Raw genomic sequence first — 17,790 nt, forward strand, 5'->3', positions numbered from 1 at the left:
GCATGTCAAGAGGCGGACCGCAGGTCGCCGCAGACCCCCGAGGGGACCGACGGATCCGACGCCGAGGAGGCCGACCGATGCCCGACGACGTGTACCTCGTCGACGGAGCCCGCACCCCGCAGGGGCGCCACGGCGGCGCGCTGGCCGCCGTCCGCCCCGACGACCTGGCCGCCCTCGTCGTCGGCGAGGCTGTCCGGCGGGCCGGCGTGCCCGGCGAAGCCGTGGACGAGGTCGTGCTCGGAGCCGCCAACCAGGCCGGCGAGGACAACCGGGACGTGGCCCGGATGGCGGTCCTGCTGGCCGGACTGCCGCACACCGTGCCCGGCTACACCGTCAACCGCCTGTGCGCCTCGGGCCTGACCGCGGTGGCCTCGGCGGCCCAGGCGATCCGCGCCGGGGAGGCGGACCTCGTGGTCGCCGGGGGAGTGGAGTCCATGACCCGGGCGCCCTGGGTCATGGAGAAGCCCGGCACCCCGTGGGCCAGGCCGGGCCAGGTGCACGACACCGCCCTGGGCTGGCGGTTCACCAATCCGCGCTTCACCGCCGCCGACCGGGCCGTGCCCCCGGACGCCGGCCCGGAGGCGGTCAGGGTCACGCTCTCCATGGGGGAGGCCGCGGAGGAGGTCGCGGCCCTGGACGGCATCACCCGCGCCGAGTCCGACGCCTTCGCCCTGCGCAGCCACCAGCGGGCCGTGGCCGCCCAGGAGGCGGGCCGCTTCGACCGCGAGATCGTGCCGGTCCCGGTGCGCGACGGCGAGGTCACCCGCGACGAGGGTCCGCGCCCCGGCACCACCCTGGAGAAGCTGGGCTCCCTGCGGACGGTCTTCCGCGCGGACGGCATCGTCACGGCGGGCTCCTCCTCCCCGCTCTCCGACGGCGCCGCGGCCCTGGTCGTCGCCGGCGCGGACGCGGTGCGGCGGTACGGCCTCACGCCCCGGGCCCGGATCGTCGCGTCCGCCTCCGCCGGGGTGCAGCCCCATCTGATGGGCCTGGGCCCGGTACCCGCCACCGGGAAGGTCCTGGCCCGGGCCGGATGGCAGGCCGACGACCTGGACGCCGTGGAGCTCAACGAGGCGTTCGCCGCCCAGGCGCTCGCCGTCGTCCGCCGCCTCGGACTCGACGAGGCCCGGGTCAACGCCGACGGCGGCGCCATCGCCCTCGGGCATCCGCTGGGCTGCTCCGGAGCCCGCATCCTGCTCACGCTGCTCGGCCGCCTCGAGCGGGAGAACGGCCGCCGCGGTCTGGCCACGCTCTGCGTCGGCGTGGGCCAGGGCGCCGCCCTCCTCGTGGAGCGCGTGTGAACACCGGAACGGTCACACCCGGTGACCGGGCCCGGTCGGCCCGGACTCTTGTCAGACCGGGGAGGGAAGACCTTATGATGAACCGAACGAATGGTCGGTAGGGAGTTGGTGGAGATGACTGAAGCGGCCGGAAGGGACGCCGGGCCGGATCTGGAGTCCCAGTTCGAGGCGACGATCGCGCGTGACCAGCGCATCGAGCCCCGCGACTGGATGCCGGAGGGCTACCGCAAGACGCTCGTCCGGCAGATCGCCCAGCACGCGCACTCCGAGATCATCGGCATGCAGCCGGAAGGCGAGTGGATCACCAGGGCCCCCTCGCTGCGCCGCAAGGCGATCCTGTTCGCCAAGGTCCAGGACGAGGCCGGCCACGGCCTGTACCTCTACTCGGCCGCCGAGACCCTGGGCGCGGACCGCGCCGACCTCACCGAGCGCCTCCTCGAAGGCCGCCAGAAGTACTCGTCCATCTTCAACTACCCGACGCTCAGCTACGCGGACGTCGGCGTCATCGGCTGGTTCGTGGACGGCGCGGCCATCTGCAACCAGGTGCCGCTGTGCCGCAGCTCCTACGGCCCTTACGCGCGCGCGATGGTGCGGATCTGCAAGGAGGAGTCCTTCCACCAGCGACAGGGCTACGAACTGCTGATGACCATGATGCGCGGCACCGAGGCCCAGCGCGAGATGGTGCAGGACGCCGTGAACCGCTGGTGGTGGCCGTCCCTGATGATGTTCGGGCCGCCCGACGACGACTCGCCCAACTCCGCGCAGTCGATGGCCTGGAAGATCAAGCGGCACAGCAACGACGAACTGCGCCGCCGCTTCGTCGACATGACCGTGCCCCAGGCGGCGAAGCTCGGCGTGACCCTGCCCGACCCCGAGCTGCGCTGGAACGAGGAGCGCGGCCACCACGACTTCGGCACCCCCGACTTCACCGAACTGAAGGAAGTCATCACCGGCAACGGCCCCTGCAACGCGCAGCGGATGGAGCGCCGGCGCACCGCCCACGAGGAGGGTGCCTGGGTGCGTGCGGCCGCCAGTGCCCACGCCGCCAAGCAGGCCGCCCTGGCACGTGAGGAGGCCGTGGCATGAGCAACTCCGAGAACTGGCCGCTGTACGAGATCTTCATCCGCGGCAAGCGCGGCCTCAACCACGTCCACGTCGGCTCACTGCACGCGGCGGACGACCAGATGGCCCTCACCCACGCCCGCGACCTGTACACCCGGCGCAACGAAGGCGTGAGCATCTGGGCGGTGCGCTCGGAGCACATCGCCGCCTCCACCCGGGACGAGAAGGACCCCTTCTTCGCCCCGAGCGCCGACAAGGTCTACCGGCACCCGACGTTCTACGACATCCCCGACGACGTCCCGCACATCTAGGAGCCGGTGATGAGCGACGACCACGTCTACCTGAGCCTGGCCGAGGGCCATGACGACAGTGACGCCCGCTGGGCCTTCGGCACCGGCTTCGAGGACCCGCTGCACGGCGTCGACACCACCGTGCCCGAGCACGTCGACGCCGCCGAACTGTCCCGCCTGTGCCTGGCGCTCGGCGACGACGCCCTGGTGCTGGCCCAGCGGCTCGCCGAATGGGTCACCCGCGCCCCCGAGCTGGAGGAGGAGGTGGCACTGGCCAACATCGGGCTCGACCTGCTGGGCCAGGCCCGCCTGCTGTACGCGCGCTGCGGTCAGACGGACGGCACCGGCCGCACCGAGGACGCCTACGCCTACTTCCGCGACCCCGGCGACTTCCGCAACGTGACCCTCGCGGAACTCCCCAACGGCGACTTCGCCTTCTCCGTCCTGCGGCTGCTGGTGTTCGCCGCCTGGCGGCTCGCCCACTTCACCGAACTCGTCACCGCACCCGACCCGGTGCTCGCGGCGATCGCGGCCAAGGGCGTCAAGGAACTCACCTACCACCGGCAGTACGCCGCCGAGTGGGTCGTACGCCTCGGCGACGGCACCGAGGAGTCGCACGCCCGCATGCTGACCGCCCTGGCGGCACACTCCCCCTACTGGGACGAGCTGTTCGCCGCACAGGACGTGCGCGCCGCGGTACTGGCCGACCTCCGCCAGGTGTTCGACGCGGCCGGACTCCCCACGCTGAGCCTCCCGCCGTCGCCGGGCGCCGGCCGCGACGGCGCCCACACCGGGCATCTCGCCCCGCTGCTCACCGAGTTGCAGAGCGTGGCCCGCGCCGACCCGGAGGCGACATGGTGACCGGCGTGCTGTCCGGCGCCCGGCGGGCCCGGCACCTCGCCGAGCAGGTCCCCGACCCCGAGCTGCCCATGCTCACCCTGGCCGACCTCGGTGTGCTGCGGGACGTGACGGTCGAACCGGACGGCACCGTGGTCGCGGCCCTCACCCCCACCTACTCGGGCTGCCCCGCCATGGCCGAGATGCGGGCCGGGGTCGCCGCGCGCCTGCGGGCCGCCGGCTTCGAGCGGGTACGGATCCGCACGGTGCTGGACCCGCCGTGGACGAGCGACTGGATCACCCCCGAGGGGCGCCGCAAACTCGCCGAGCACGGCATCGCACCGCCCATGACGGCGCCGCGACGCCCCGCGGGCCCCGTCCCGCTGGACCTGTCGCCGACCCGGCGCACGGTGCCCTGCCCGCAGTGCGGCTCCGCCGACACCGAGGAGACCTCCCGCTTCGCGGCCACCTCCTGCAAAGCGCTCTGGCGGTGCCGCACCTGCCGTGAGCCGTTCGAGTACGTCAAGGAGATCTGATGGCAGAGCTGACGGCACCGGCCGCCGGTGCCCCCGCGACGAGTCCGCGGCGGCGCCGCCCGGCCTTCCACGCCCTGCGCGTCGCCGACGTGCAGCCGCTGTGCGAGGACGCCGTGGCAGTCACCTTCGACGTCCCCGCAGCCCTCGCGGCGGAGTTCGCCTTCGGCCCCGGCCAGTCGCTCACCCTGCGCCGCGAGCTCGACGGACGCGACGAACGGCGCTCCTACTCGATCTGCTCGGCGGCCGGCACCCCGCCCCGCATCGGCGTCCGTGAGGTGCCCGGCGGGCTCTTCTCCTCCTGGCTGGTCCACGAGGTGCGGCCGGGCGACACCGTCCAGGTGATGGCACCGACCGGAGCGTTCACCCCCGACCTCACCGTCCCCGGCCACCACGTGCTGATCGCGGCCGGCTCCGGCATCACCCCCATGATGTCCATCGCCGAGTCCGTCCTGGCCGCCGACGACCGCTCGCAGGTCACGCTGTTCTACGGCAACCGGCGCACCGACACCGTGATGTTCGCCGACGAACTGGCCGACCTCAAGGACGAGTACCGCACCCGGTTCCACCTCGCCCACGTCCTGTCCCGTGAACCCCGCGAGGCCGACCTCCTGTCCGGCCGGCTCGACGGCGAACGCCTCGCCGCGCTCGTCGAGGGCCTGGTCGACGTACGGGGCGCCGACCACTGGTGGCTGTGCGGCCCGCACGGCATGGTGCTCGACGCCCGGAAGCTGCTCGCGGAGCTGGGCGTCCCGGACGCACGGGTCCACCAGGAGCTCTTCTTCGCCGACGAGCCGATCGAACCGCTCCGGCATCCGGAGAGAACGGCGGACGGCCCGGTCAGCGAGGTCACCGTCACCCTGGACGGCCGCTCCACCACCGCCCTGCTGCCGCGCGGGAGCACCCTCCTCGACGCCGCCGCGCGCATCCGCCCGGACCTGCCCTTCGCCTGCAAGGGAGGCGTCTGCGGCACCTGCCGCGCACGCGTCACGGACGGCTCGGCGGACATGCGCCGCAACTACGCTCTGGAACCGGCCGAGGTGCGGGCCGGTTACGTCCTGACCTGCCAGACGTTCCCGGTCTCCGAGACGCTCACCGTCGACTACGACAGCTGACCGGCCGCCCGGAGCCCCGGACACGCGCCGGTCAGGCGCCGTCCCCCTCCGCCAACGCGTCCCGCAGCGCGGCGCGGGACGCCACGCCCAGCTTCGGGAAGAGCTGGTGCAGATGGGTGGAGACGGTACGCGGCGAGAGGAAGAGCCGTTCGGCGATCTGCTTGTTGGTCAGGCCGGCCGCCGCCAGCAGCGCGATCTCGCGCTGCTGCGGGGTCAGGGACGCCAGACCGCCACTACCGGCGGACCCGTGGGACAGCCCGGTGGCCCGCAGTTCGTTGCCGGCCCGGGCAGCCCAGGGGCGGGCACCGAGGGCCTCGAAGGTGTCGAGCGCGGCACCGAGCTGGGCCCGTGCCTCCGTCGTGGCCTTCGCCCGGCGCAGCCGTTCGCCTCCAGCGACAGGGTCGGGTTCTGGACGACGGTGACGTGGTAGCCGTCCGCCCCGAGCGCGTCGTGGACCCCCTGCCAGCCGGAGCCGTCCACGAAGCCACCGTGGACCAGGACGACGTTGCGCGCTTGTGTGCTCATGGCCTCTCCTTCGGCGTGCCCGCCCGTCGCGGCCACCTCGGCAAAGCTAGGCGGCGCCCGGCCGGCGGCGATTCCGTCAAGTGACGTAGGCCCCGGCGAACACGTCCGGTGACCGTACCCTTGCGGCTTCCCGCGGAAGTTGCCACGCTGGTCGTTCAGACTCTCCGGTCCGGCAGCCCCGCGGCGTCCGTGAGACCCAGGTCCCCGGCCGGCCCCGGCTCGACATGTACGTGCGCGTCGCTCTCCCGCCGCCTCACCTGTGGAGCACACCATGGACACGAGCGAGGAGGCCGCCCGCGGCCTGACCGACATCCAGGACTTCCTGTACCAGCAGGCCCATCTGAGGGCGGCACGCCGCCGCGTGGCCGAGTTCACCGCGCGCGAGCCCGGCCTGACGCCGGTGCAGAAGGCGGACATCGAGCGCTGGTACCTCGCGGAACAGACGTACGTGGCCCGCCTGGTGACCGACCACATCGCCGCCAGCGTCAGCGAGGCCGAGCAGCGGCACAACGCCCGCTTCGGGCACTGGCTGCGCGGCACCCTGACCGCGATGATCCTGATCACCGTGGCCATGGGCCTGTGCGTGACGGCGGTGCTGGCCGCAACGTGAGGCCCCCGGCCCCGGCGTAGTGTCCCTGCCCGCCCAGCAGGGCGACCACCTTCGAGCCGATGAGCCCGGTCCCACCGACCACCACGACCTTCATTACGGAACTCGGTCCGGGCCGGGGACGCAGCCGCTTGCCGACGCCAGGTCAAGAGCGGGGCGGAGGCAGGTAAAGGCGAGGGCAGGTGTCGGTCTTGACGGCCTGATGCCTGGCCTGTGGTGGCCAGGTGGTCATGTGGTGTTCATGTGGCGGCAGTTGGGCTGGGCCAGGGTGCGGACGTTGGCAGCTCAGCAGCTCGTCGGGAGGGCGTCATGACGGAACAGACGGAGTCCACAGAGGGCAGATCGCCGGAGGCCTCGGAGGGGTTCAGCCGCCGGCACGCGCTGGGGCTGCTCGGCACCGCGGGAGCCGGTGCGGCGGCCACCGGCCTGCTGGGAGCCGGTACGGCCCAGGCCGCGCCGCTCGCCGCCCCGGCCCTCCACCTCACCGCGGACGCCTCGGGCGCCTCCCCCGTGCAGGGCCTGCACCTGACCTTCGGGGCCGACCCGCGCACCCAGATGACGGTCTCCTGGATCACGGACGGCCCGGTGACCAAGCCGGTCGTGCACTACGGCACCCTGGAACACGGCTTCGGTGCCAAGGCCGCCGCCCGGACCGTGACCTACGTCGACGGCACCTCGAACCGCACCGTCCACGTCCACCACGCCCGGCTCGACCGCCTCACCCCGGACACCGACTACCTCTACCTCGCCACGCACGAGGGCGCGACCCCGGACAGCGGCACCTTCCGCACCGCCCCGCGCGGGCGCAAGCCGGTCACCTTCACCAGCTTCGGCGACCAGTCCGCCCCGCAGGTCACCTGGTCGGCCGACGGCACGGTCGCCCTGGACGCCAACTCCACGCCCGCGACGAAGGACATCGTCACCGGCATCGAGCAGGTCGCCCCGCTGTTCCACCTGCTCAACGGCGACCTCTGCTACGCCAACCTGGATGTCGACCGGGTGCGTACCTGGAACAACTTCTTCACCAACAACACCCGTTCGGCGCGCTTCCGCCCCTGGATGCCGGCGGCCGGCAACCACGAGATCGAGAAGGCCAACGGTCCGATCGGACTCGGCGCCTTCCAGACCTACTTCTCCCTTCCCTCCACCGAGACGGACCCCGAACTCGCGGGCCTGTGGTACGCGTTCACGGCCGGCTCGGTCCGGGTGATCGTGCTGCAGAACGACGACAACTGCCTCCAGGACGGCGGCGACGTCTACATCAGCGGCTACTCCGGCGGCCGTCAGCTCGCCTTCCTGGAGCGGGAGCTGAAGGCGGCGCGCTCCTCGAAGGACGTCGACTGGGTGGTCGTGGCCATGCACCAGGTCATGATCAGCTCCTCCGACGCCAACGGCGCCGACCTGGGCCTGCGCGAGAAGTACGGGCCGCTGTTCGACCGGTACGGCGTCGACCTGGTGCTGTGCGGACACGAGCACAACTACGAGCGGTCACTGGCGGTCCGCGGCGTCGTCACCGGCAGCGAGACGCTCACGCCCAACCCGGTGTCGCAGGCCACCGACGACATCGACGCCGACCATGGCACCGTGCACATGATCCTCGGCGGCGGCGGTGTCTCCGGTACCACCAACCAGAACTTCTTCAAGGACGGCACCGGCAAGGTGATCACCGCCGTGTCGGCGACCGCCGGCTCCAACGGCAAGCGCACCTCCACCTACGTGAAGGAGCAGGCGGTGTGGATCGGCGTCCGGGACACCGAACACCCCTACGGCTTCGCCGCGTTCACCGTCGACCCCGGCCGGCACCCCGGTGACACCACCCGGATGCACGTCACGTACTACAACGTGAACAAGCCGCACGGCGAACTGTCGGTCTTCGAGAACTTCACACTGCACCGCAGGCGTTCGGACGGCCCCGGCCACTGACCCGGCCCAGACCTCCGGCCGTACGGGCCTGGCCGGATACCGGCGAAGTCCCCGCGCACAGCAGGGGATTGGGCCGGGGCGCGGAGTGGAAGTACTTGGCTAAGCAACTATATGCTCCCCCGTGAGAATCGCGGCTCCGTAGCCCATGATGGAGGTCGCGGTTCGACAACATGTCAAACGTGTCGCTGTTCCGCCGGTTGACTGCCGCCCGGCGTGGACGTGCATGGCAGTGTCCGGTGGTGCCGCATCGATGTAGAGATCATCCACTCCTGGAAGGAAGTGCCGTGGCACCGGTGCTGGTCGGACTCGAAGGTCTGCTGGCGGGGGAGCGCATCCCGGTCCTGGACACCCGCGTCACCTTCGGACGCAACTCCGAGAACACTGTCGTCATCTCCAGCCTGAGCGTCTCCCGCTTCCATGCGGAGATCGTCTTCGACGAGGACAAGGGTTACGTACTGCGTGACCTGGAAAGCAGCAACGGCACCCTCGTCAACGGGGAAGAGGTGGAGTCCCGGCTGCTGCAGCCGGGGGACGAGATCTCCCTGGGCGACCAGGAGTTCCGATTCGAGGTCGCCGACGCCATGCAGACGCTCATGGCGCTCTCCCTGCCCCGGTCCGTGACGCACGGCCCGAAGGAGGGCGAGCAGGGGCCCGTCCTGCGGGTCACCGTCGCCGGCGGCGGCCCCGTCGGCCTGTCCCTCGCCCTGCTCCTTGAGCACTTCCTCGGCCCCCAGGCACAGATCACCGTCTACGACGGCCGGTGGCGCAAGCAGGGCCGGACCGTGACCTGGAAGACCCAGGAGGAGGGCAACGTCCGCCGCCAGCAGGTGGTGACCGTGCAGAGCCGTCAGTACCTGGCGTGGCCGGAGGAGGTCCGGGCCCGGCTCTTCGACCCGGAGCACTACACGGAGATGTGGCCCTCGGGCCCGGACTCGGTCGGCGACCACCACCCGCGCAACATGCGCATCGCCTACATCGAGGACCGGCTGCTGGAACTGGCCAACGAGAAGCGGGACCGGATCCGGCTCATCCCCGCCCGCTTCGACGCGGCCGCGGAGCAGGAGGCGCTGGCCACCCAGCACGTACTGGCGATCTGCGACGGCGGCCGGTCACGCACCCGGGAACACTTCGCCGCCCGGTTCGGCAAGGCCGACGAGTCGATCTACTCCCTGGACGGCCGGCACCTCCAGGACGTCGTCCTCGGCCTGCGCGTGAAGTCGGGCCTGACCGACCCCATGGCGGTCCTGCTCACCGTCGCCCAGAACCGTTTCCTGCTCAACTCGCTGCGCGGCGAGGGCTTCCTCAACATGCGGCTCACCGACGCCGAGGCGGCGGAGGTCATCGGTCTCGATCCGGTCCGCCGGGTCTTCGAGGAGTGCATCGCCTCCCGGCCGTGCCTGATGGACCGCGACGAGTACGGCGACTTCCAGTGCTCGACCCACGGCACGCTGTTCCTGCCCGCGCTGGTCAAGGGGTCGCCGTTGTGGCGGCGGGTGCGGGAGGGCCTGCTGCTGTTCGGTGTCGAGTCCGACGACCTGTCCGCGGTCACCAGCTTCCGCCTGGACATGGTGCAACGCCCGCGCTTCTCGGCCGAGTTGCTGCCGCCCACCACCAACTCGCCGGGCACCTACGGCTTCCTGCTGGGCGACGCGGCCAACGCGATCCACTTCTGGCCGGGCCGGGGCCTCAACAGCGGTCTCGCCTCGGCCATCTCGCTGGCCCGCTCCCTCAACAGCGCCTGGAACGGACGGCCGTTCCGGGACGCTGACTTCCTGCGCCACGAGGCGGCGATGTCCATGCTCCAGTACCGGCACAAGAGCCGGGCCTGGAAGGCGATGGTCACCACCGACGACCAGGGCGTCACCTGGGCCATCAAGGACATCATCGGCCACGGCATCGACGGGATCCCCGAGGAGCCCGACCGCGAGGCCGACACCAAGACGCTGCTGGAACGCATGCAGGCCATCCGTGCCCGGCTCGCTCCCCGCCTCGCGGGCATGCCGGACGACGAGGCGATCCTCGAACGCCTGCGCACGCTTCAGCCCGCCACCCTGCGCATGCTCGTCCTGAGCGGCGCCTGGGACACGCTGACCATGGGCGGCGAGGAGGTCGACATCGACATCTTCTACGGGCAGGACTCCTCCGCGGCGGCCGCGGCCGCCGCGGCACTGGAGCCCGCCACCCAGGCCTAGTCGGGGGCCGCTCGCCGCCCGACGCCCGGTGGGGCTCCCGGTCCACGGACCGGGAGCCCCACCGGACATGCCGTGCCCGGCCGTCAGCTGAGGGTGAACTTCTGTGCGGTGGCGCCGTTGCAGTCCCAGATCTGCAGACGGGTGCCGTTGGCGGTGGCGCCGCTGGGAGAGTCGAGGCAGCGTCCGGACTGCGGGTTGAGCAGGGACCCGTCGGCCTGCTGGACCCACTTCTGCCCGCCGACCCCGTTGCAGTCCCACAGCTCGACCTTGGTGCCGTTCGCCGTGCCGTTGCCGACGATGTCCAGGCAGCGCCCCAGGGTGGCCAGGGAGGTGTCGGAACCGCGGTACCAGTGCTGGTCGATCGCGTACGACTGGCAGTCCCAGAGCTGGACGGCGGCGCCGTCGGTGCCGGTGTCGTCGGCGGCGACGTCCATGCACTTGCCGCCGGGGCCGGTGACCGGGCCGCCGCCGTTCACCGAGAACTTCTGTGCGGTGGCGCCGTTGCAGTCCCAGATCTGCAGGCGGGTGCCGTTGGCGGTCGCGCCGCTGGGGGAGTCGAGGCAGCGTCCGGACTGCGGGTTGAGCAGGGACCCGTCGGCCTGCTGGACCCACTTCTGCCCGCCGACCCCGTTGCAGTCCCACAGTTCCAGCCTGGCACCGCCCGCCGTGCCGTTGTTCTCGATGTCGAGGCAGCGCCCCAGGGTGGACAGCGAACCGTCCGGGTTGTGCGTCCAGTGCTGGTCCTCGGCGTACGTCTGGCAGTCCCAGAGCTGGACGGCGGCGCCGTCGGTGCCGGTGTCGTCGGCGGCGACGTCCACGCACTTGCCGCCAGGACCGGTGATCGTCCCCTGCGGGCCGTTGGGCACGTCGGTCCGGCCGCTGTAGCCGACGGAGACGATGTTCGCCTGGACGGCGTTCTCCGCCGCGTCGGTGGGATAGCCGGAGACCATGACCCCCTCGAAGAAGGTGCCCCGGTTCCAGTTGCTGTTGTCGCCGCCGATGCCCAGGATGATGCCGCCCTCCTGCTGCATGGGCCGGTAGCCGCCGCGGGTGGGCAACGCGCCGTCCCACCAGGTGCTCAGGCCGCCCGACTGGGAGTTGCCGCCCTTGAGCGCGTAGCGGGTCTGCCCGTTGTTCTTCAGCACGGCGGTGACGAAGGTGCTGCTGTTGCCCTGGTTCGCCGTGTTGGAGCCGTTGTCGCCCTGGAACATGCCGTTCTCCAGATCTGCCTCCACCCAGGGCCCGTTTCCGGTGCACGGAGCGAAGTAGCAGGTGGTGGCGATGGAGACGGCGTCCATGTGGCCGTTGCCGGTGTCGGCGGGGGTGCTCTCGGCGTTTCCGTAGTCGAAGCAGCAGGCGGATCCGACATGGGTGCCGCTGGCCACCATGTAGGCGCCCTCGGGCTGCCCGTTCACCGCGACGCCGGAGGCGACCCCGGTGTACCGGTAGCCCACGCCGGGCGAGATCCACAGCCCGTACACCTTGTGGCCGCCGGCCGTCACGGATATCTCGGAGGCGTCGGCGCCCCGGTCGGCGCCCGTGCCGGCGGTACCGGCCGGACCGGGCGTGAGGTCGTTGTGCCGGCCGCTCTGGTCGTAGATCCGGGTGATCCGGCAGCCGCCGCTGTTCGCGCAGAACGCGTCCTGGGCCGCCGCGTTCGCGTACCCGCCCTGGGCCAGCGTTCCGATGTCGGCGGTCGCCCCGTCCGACACGCGGGTCACCTGGTAGAGCGGGCCGGAGTAGGAGGAGAGCAGTGCGCGGGTGACGCTGTGCGCGGCGACGCACGGGGTGCCGGCCGCGGCGTAGACGTCACACGGCAGTGAACCGGCGGCCTGCGAGGCGGCCGGAAGTCCCAGCAGCAGCCCGAGGGCGAGGCCGAGACAGGCCGCCACCGCGGCCACGCTCCGCCACGGACGTAACCGCAATCTTGGCGAGTGCATGACATTACCGGGGAAACCACGCATGGCACGTCCCTCTCTGATCGGCTCGGCCCGGAAGCTACGCATCTTGTTCGAGCGCGTCAATATTTGTTTCCTTTTTTGGTTCAGACCAAAGCCGGGGAGCCTGGCCCGATGCCGGTGGCGTTGCAGGAGCACATGATGCACGTGTGGCATCGCCATTCCGGGGCAGCCGACGCCTGTGCGGGTCCTTCACGCCTGGCACGGAATTCGCTGTAGCGAAACATCGAAGTCACGACAGTGGAAGGGGGCAGCGGCATGGCCGACACGACATCCGACAAAATCCCCGGTCCCGGACCGGTCAGGACCTCGTCGCCGGTCGCCGAACTGCCCCGGCAGGTCCGCGACGAGCTCGGGCGCCGACTGCGCCGGAACAGGCGGGCGTTCCGCGCCGACGACGTCCAGGTCGTCGAGCGGCCGCTGCTGCGGCGCGCGGTCGGTGCCTCGGCGCTCGGCAACTGCATGGAGTGGTTCGACTTCGGCGTCTACAGCTACCTCGCCGCCACCATCGGCAAGGTCTTCTTCCCGGGCGCGTCCCCCGGCGCCCAGGTCATCTCCTCGTTCGCCACCTTCGCCGCCGCCTTCGTCGTACGGCCCCTCGGCGGGCTCGTCTTCGGCCCGCTCGGCGACCGGGTCGGCCGGCAGAAGGTGCTCGCGACCACCATGATCATGATGGCGCTCGGCACCTTCGCCATCGGGCTCATCCCCAGCTACGCCACGATCGGCATCGCCGCCCCGATCCTGCTGCTTCTCGCCCGTATGGTGCAGGGCTTCTCCACCGGCGGCGAGTACGGCGGCGCCACCACGTTCGTCGCCGAGTACTCACCCGACCGGCGCCGCGGCTTCCTCTCCAGCTGGCTCGACTTCGGCACCTTCGTCGGGTACGCCCTCGGCTCCGCCCTGGTCACCGTGCTGAACCTGCTCCTCACCGACCAGCAGATGCTCACCTGGGGCTGGCGGTTGCCGTTCCTGATCGCCGGTCCGCTGGGTGTCATCGGTCTCTACATGCGGCTCAAGCTGGAGGAGTCCCCGGCCTTCCAGCAGCAACTGGACGAGCACGAGCGGGAACTCGCCCAGGAGTCGGCGGGCGGCGAACTGAAGGGCATCGTCACGCGGCACTGGCGGCCGCTGCTGATCTGCATGGGCCTGGTGCTGCTGTACAACGTCACCAACTACATGGTCACCGGGTTCCTGCCGACGTACCAGACGGAGACCCTGCACCGCTCCAGCGGCTCCGCCGACCTCCTGGTGCTGATCGGCATGGTCTGGATCGTCGTACTGATCACCTTCATCGGCCGGCTCAGCGACCGGATCGGACGGCGTCCCGTCTACGGCGTCTCCGCGGCCGCCATGATCCTGCTCGCGGTGCCGTCCTTCCAGCTCATCAAGGCCGACGGCACCTGGCCGCCCGTCCTCGGCGTGCTGATCCTCTCGACCCTGCTGGCCTGCTTCGCCGCCCCGAGCGCCGCCACCCTGCCCGCGCTCTTCCCGACGGCCGTCCGCTACGCCGCGATGGGCATCGGCTTCAACATCGCGGTCGCGGCCTTCGGCGGGACCACACCCCTGGTGACCGAGGCGCTCGTCAACGTCACCGGTGACGACCTGATGCCCGCCTACTACCTGATGCTGGCCGGCGCGATGGGCCTGGTGACCGTGCGGTTCCTGCCCGAGAGCGCGCAGGTCCCGCTCAACGGGTCCCGCCCGATGGTCGGTTCGCACGCGGAGCAGCGCGAGCTGATCACCACGTCGAAGGAGCTGTACGCGGCCTCCCTCCGCAAGACGTCCGCCAGGTGACGCGCCCCGGCCGGGACGGCGGTCCGGCTCCCCGTCGGGATCCGCGTGGACATGACCTGCGGTGAGGTGTTCTTCTCGGTTGGCGAGGTTCGGCCCGGCACGGGGCCGGACCTCGCAGGTCCCGGATGCCGTTCGCCCGGGTGAGTGACAGACTGGGTTCGGCGTCGGCGGCGCGCGCCGCGCGGCTGGGAGCCGGCGGCCGTCCGGGTCAGGGGCGGGCCGCGACGCCGTGGCCGGCCTGTGCGCCGGCGTCGTGGAAGCAACCGGCAGGGACCAGGATCCGGACGGTGGTGACCTTCCGTGAGCGGGACCGGGGCAGGAACCGACGGTACCTCCGGCGCACTTGCCGGGCAGACGGTCGTGCTGGTGGGCGGCAGCGCCGGGATGGGCCTGGAGACCGCACGGCAAGTGCGGGCTAACGGCGGCGAGGTGGTGCTCACGGCCCGGAACGCCGAGCGTCTGGTGCGGGCCGCGGACGAGTTGAAGCCGCTCGGCACGGCCGTGTTCGACGCCCGCGACACCGAGCGCCTGGAACGCTTCCTCGGCGAACTGCCGGGCCGCGTCGACCACGTGATGGTCACCGCGGGCAGTCCGTCGTACACCCCCCTCGACGAACTGGACCTGACCGAGGCGGGCCAGGACTTCGGCGGCCGCGTCGCGATGATGCTGGCGGTGGCACGGGCGAGCCGCGACCGGGTCAGGGCCGGGGGAACGCTGCTCTTCGTCGGCGGCACCGGCGGCCGGCGGCCCGCGCCCGGAATGGCCGTGACCGGCGCCCTCACCGCCGCACTGCCCGCCCTGACCGCCAACCTGGCCCTGGAGGTCGCCCCGGTCCGGGTCAACCTGATCGCCGCCGGGTTCGTCGACACACCGTTGTCCGCCGCGCTCCTCGGCGACGAACTTGAGGCGAGACGCGAGCAGTTGAGGAGAACGCTGCCCATCGGACGGGTGGTCGGACCGGCGGACGTCGCCGCTCTCGCCGTGCACATCATGCTCAACGGCGCCCTCACCGGCGCGACCTACGACATCGACGGCGGCCAGCAACTCGTCGCCCACTGACGGCTCCGCGGGAGGCACGGACAATGGACATGAAACTCGAGGTCGTCGTGGTGCCGGTGTCCGACGTCGACCGGGCCAAGGACTTCTACACGGCGCTGGGCTGGCGGCTCGACGCGGACGTCGCCACCGACGGCGACTTCAGGGTGGTGCAGGTGACCCCTCCCGGTTCGCCGGCGTCCGTCATCTTCGGCAGCGAGGTCACCGAGCAGCCTCCGGGGTCGGCCCGCGGCCTCCATCTGATCGTCGCCGACATCGAGGCCGCGCACGACGAACTGGCGCGCAACGGCGCCGACCCGAGCGAGGTTTTCCACGACGCCGGTGGCGTCTTCCACCACGCGGGCACCGACGCCCGCGTGCCCGGTACCGACCCGAAACGCGGCAGCTACGGCTCCTTCCTGTCGTTCAGCGACCCGGACGGCAACGGCTGGCTCCTCCAGGAGGTCACCGCCAGACTCCCCGGCCGGCTGGATCCCGCGACCACCTCGTTCGCCTCGGCCGATGACCTGGCGGGCGCGCTGCGCCGGGCCGCGGCGGCACACGGCGAGCACGAGGCCCGCACCGGCGCGGAGGACCCGGACTGGCCGGACTGGTACGCGCGGTACCTGGTTGCCGAGCAGGCCGGGACGGAACCGCCCACGTAACGGCCGCGCCCCGCCCTCACCTGCCTCGGCCCCCGAACCGTTCCCGCCGAGTCCCCGCCCCCACCCCGAAGCCGCCTTCGCCCGGTCCCGCTGCCACCCCAAAACCGCCTTCCACCGGTCCCGCCGCGGCTCGGAAGCCGTCGGTGTCCGGGTCCGTTGTGGTGGCCGTGCCGTCGGTGAGGTGCAGGACGAGGTCGGCCTGGGTGATCAGCCGCAGGTCATGGGTGATGAGAAAGGTGGTGCGGCCCGCGGTCAGCCGGCGCAGCGGTCCCATCACCCGGGCGGTCGCCAAGTCGTCGAGACCGGTGGTGGGTTCGTCGAGGACGAGTACCGGTGAGGTCCGCAGCATGGCGCGGGCCAGTGCGACGCGGCGCCGCTGACCGCCCGAGAGGGCGTTGCCGCGTCTGCCGACGGGGGAGTCGTAGCCCTCGGGAAGCGCTGTGACGAAGTCGTGCGCGTCGGCGGCCACCGCGGCCGCGCGTACCTGTGCGTCGGTGGCGTCCGGCCTGCCGAAGGCGATGTTCTCGCGGACCGTGCCGTCGAAGAGCATGCTGTCCTGGGGCAACAGGGTGACGTGGCCGCGCACTTCGTCGACCGGGAGCGCGGCGATGTCCCGGCCGTCGAGCAGGATCCGGCCCTGGGTCGGTTCGTGGAAGCGCAGCAGCAGCGCGGCCAGGGTGGACTTCCCCGCGCCGCTCGGGCCGGTCACCGCGACCAGCAGACCCGGGGGGACCTCCAGGTGGACCCGGTGCAGTACCGGCCGGCGGGCACCTGGGTAGCCGAAGCCGACGTCCTCGAAGGTGACGGCTCCGCGGACGGGCACCGGCGGGGCGGCGGCAGCGGCTGTGGCGAGGGCCTCGTACCCGGACGTGGGGTCCTGCGCGGGACCGGTGTGCAGGACCTCGACGAGGCGTTCGCAGGCGGCGGTGGCCGAGGAGGCGCCGACGACCAGTTCGCCGAGTTCCTGAAGACGTGGGTGGAGGTAGCCGAGGTAGGCGGCGAAGGCGAGGAGTCCGCCGGTGCTCAGGTGGTGGACGGAGATCTGCCAGGCACCGGCACCGATGACGGTCAATACGCTGACCGTTTCCAGGAGTTCGCCGAGCGGGCCGTACACGGAGGACAGCCGGATCTGCCGGAGTCCGGCCCGCATCCAGGTGCGTCCCTCACGATGCACCTTGGCACGCTCGGCCTCCTGGCGGCCGTACGCCTGTACCAGGGGCATGTTGGCCAGACTCTCCTCCAGGAGCGAGGCGAGCCGGCCGTTGCTGTCGCGCTCCGCACGGGTCGCGGTGCGCATCAGGGTGCCGAACGCCCGGGCCCCGAACCAGATCAGCGGAGCGGCGGCGAACGTGATCAGGGCCAGCCGCCAGCTCGTGCGCAGGGCCGCGACGGCGAAGACGAGGGCACTGACCGCTGAGGTGAGCAGTTCGACGGGCGCGGAGGCCACCAGCGTCTCGACCGCCTCGACGTCCCCGGTCAGACGGGAGACCAGGTCGCCGGTGCCGTAGCGCGCCAGGGTGTCGGGGGGCAGCCGCTGGAGGTGCCGGAAGACCCGGTCGCGCAGGCCGAGGAGGAAGTGCTCGCTGGTCCACCCCGCCAGGTAGCCGCCGGCCGCGGAGGCGACGGCACCCAGTCCGGCGAGGGCCAGCCACAGGGCCGCCGGGTCCCAGAAGGCGCCGAGGTCACCGGGTGTGAGCACATCGTCGGTGAGCTGCCCGGCGATCCCGATCGCCCCCGCGTCACAGCCCGCCGACACCACCAGGAGCAGCGCCGACACCAGTACGGCGGCGCGATTGCCGCTGACCAGGGGCCAGAACGTGCGGAACGCCGCCCAGGGCGAGAGCCGGGCGTGGCGCGTCCGCGCCGAGGCGACGGCGGGGGTGGCGCGGCGCGCCGCGGCGGACTTGTCGAGCGGTGCGGCGTCAGCCATGACCGGCCGGTACTCCCTGACTC

At 71.9% G+C, this 17,790-nt stretch carries 14 protein-coding genes and 2 pseudogenes; 12 read left to right on the plus strand and 4 right to left on the minus strand.

The genetic code is table 11. The features are described 5' to 3' along the window. Positions 1–77 precede the first annotated feature (77 nt). From MB828_RS05800 to paaE, 6 genes are all read left to right on the plus strand, one after another. Complete coding sequence (locus MB828_RS05800; RefSeq protein WP_301647210.1) at positions 78–1,301, plus strand: thiolase family protein; 1,224 nt, start codon at positions 78–80, stop codon at positions 1,299–1,301. Positions 1,302–1,415: 114 nt separating this feature from the next. Further along, on the plus strand, positions 1,416–2,387 hold the full coding sequence (paaA, locus tag MB828_RS05805; protein WP_301647211.1) for a 1,2-phenylacetyl-CoA epoxidase subunit PaaA: 972 nt from the start codon (positions 1,416–1,418) through the stop codon (positions 2,385–2,387). Continuing rightward, positions 2,384–2,674 (plus strand): 1,2-phenylacetyl-CoA epoxidase subunit PaaB, encoded by a 291-nt coding sequence (paaB, locus tag MB828_RS05810; RefSeq protein ID WP_133023042.1) that lies wholly within the window; start codon positions 2,384–2,386, stop codon positions 2,672–2,674. Before paaA ends, paaB begins: the two co-directional genes overlap by 4 nt. Positions 2,675–2,683: 9 nt before the next feature. Next, a complete protein-coding gene (gene paaC, locus MB828_RS05815; RefSeq protein ID WP_301647212.1) occupies positions 2,684–3,514 on the plus strand; it encodes a 1,2-phenylacetyl-CoA epoxidase subunit PaaC in 831 nt (276 codons plus the stop codon). Next, on the plus strand, positions 3,508–4,026 hold the full coding sequence (gene paaD, locus MB828_RS05820; protein WP_301647213.1) for a 1,2-phenylacetyl-CoA epoxidase subunit PaaD: 519 nt from the start codon (positions 3,508–3,510) through the stop codon (positions 4,024–4,026). The genes paaC and paaD overlap by 7 nt, the downstream gene beginning before the upstream one ends. After that, positions 4,026–5,138, plus strand: coding sequence for a 1,2-phenylacetyl-CoA epoxidase subunit PaaE (gene paaE, locus MB828_RS05825; protein ID WP_301647214.1), 1,113 nt, complete (start codon positions 4,026–4,028; stop codon positions 5,136–5,138). The genes paaD and paaE overlap by 1 nt, the downstream gene beginning before the upstream one ends. Before the next feature lie 31 nt (positions 5,139–5,169). Here paaE and MB828_RS05830 read toward each other — a convergent pair. After that, positions 5,170–5,535 (minus strand): annotated as a pseudogene (locus tag MB828_RS05830) (helix-turn-helix transcriptional regulator); the annotation flags it as partial. Positions 5,536–5,934: 399 nt separating this feature from the next. On the opposite strand from MB828_RS05830, the gene MB828_RS05840 reads away from it, so the two are divergent. Then, positions 5,935–6,273 (plus strand): hypothetical protein, encoded by a 339-nt coding sequence (locus MB828_RS05840; protein WP_301647215.1) that lies wholly within the window; start codon positions 5,935–5,937, stop codon positions 6,271–6,273. A 13-nt stretch (positions 6,274–6,286) separates the two neighbouring features. Here MB828_RS05840 and MB828_RS05845 read toward each other — a convergent pair. Then, positions 6,287–6,367: pseudogene (locus MB828_RS05845) on the minus strand (NmrA family transcriptional regulator); the annotation flags it as partial. Between the two features lie 212 nt (positions 6,368–6,579). On the opposite strand from MB828_RS05845, the gene MB828_RS05850 reads away from it, so the two are divergent. Together MB828_RS05850 and MB828_RS05855 are read left to right on the plus strand one after the other, a co-directional pair. Further along, positions 6,580–8,193, plus strand: a complete 1,614-nt coding sequence (locus tag MB828_RS05850) for a purple acid phosphatase family protein (protein WP_133023047.1) — start codon at positions 6,580–6,582, stop codon at positions 8,191–8,193. Between the two features lie 284 nt (positions 8,194–8,477). After that, positions 8,478–10,385 carry an FHA domain-containing protein gene (locus MB828_RS05855; RefSeq protein ID WP_301647216.1) on the plus strand — a complete coding sequence of 636 codons (1,908 nt, stop codon included), beginning with the start codon at positions 8,478–8,480 and terminating at the stop codon, positions 10,383–10,385. Positions 10,386–10,468: 83 nt separating this feature from the next. On the opposite strand, the gene MB828_RS05860 is transcribed toward MB828_RS05855, so the two are convergent. After that, positions 10,469–12,325, minus strand: a complete 1,857-nt coding sequence (locus MB828_RS05860; RefSeq protein WP_343236150.1) for an arabinofuranosidase catalytic domain-containing protein — start codon at positions 12,323–12,325, stop codon at positions 10,469–10,471. 276 nt (positions 12,326–12,601) lie between these two features. Between MB828_RS05860 and MB828_RS05865 the strand changes: the two genes are divergently transcribed. The 3 genes from MB828_RS05865 (at position 12,602) to MB828_RS05875 (ending at position 15,837) form a co-directional block, all read left to right on the plus strand. After that, positions 12,602–14,137, plus strand: a complete 1,536-nt coding sequence (locus tag MB828_RS05865) for an MFS transporter (protein WP_301647218.1) — start codon at positions 12,602–12,604, stop codon at positions 14,135–14,137. Positions 14,138–14,437: 300 nt separating this feature from the next. Beyond that, complete coding sequence (locus MB828_RS05870; RefSeq protein ID WP_301647219.1) at positions 14,438–15,196, plus strand: SDR family oxidoreductase; 759 nt, start codon at positions 14,438–14,440, stop codon at positions 15,194–15,196. 29 nt (positions 15,197–15,225) lie between these two features. Continuing rightward, a complete protein-coding gene (locus tag MB828_RS05875) occupies positions 15,226–15,837 on the plus strand; it encodes a VOC family protein (RefSeq protein WP_343236151.1) in 612 nt (203 codons plus the stop codon). Between the two features lie 16 nt (positions 15,838–15,853). Here the strand turns inward: MB828_RS05875 and MB828_RS05880 are convergent, their stop codons facing one another. Beyond that, entirely contained in the window at positions 15,854–17,767 is a 1,914-nt protein-coding gene (locus MB828_RS05880) for an ABC transporter ATP-binding protein (protein WP_301647220.1), read from the minus strand. Positions 17,768–17,790 lie beyond the last annotated feature (23 nt).

The sequence above is a fragment of the Streptomyces arenae genome, assembly GCF_022343545.1.
Lineage (GTDB): Bacteria > Actinomycetota > Actinomycetes > Streptomycetales > Streptomycetaceae > Streptomyces > Streptomyces humi.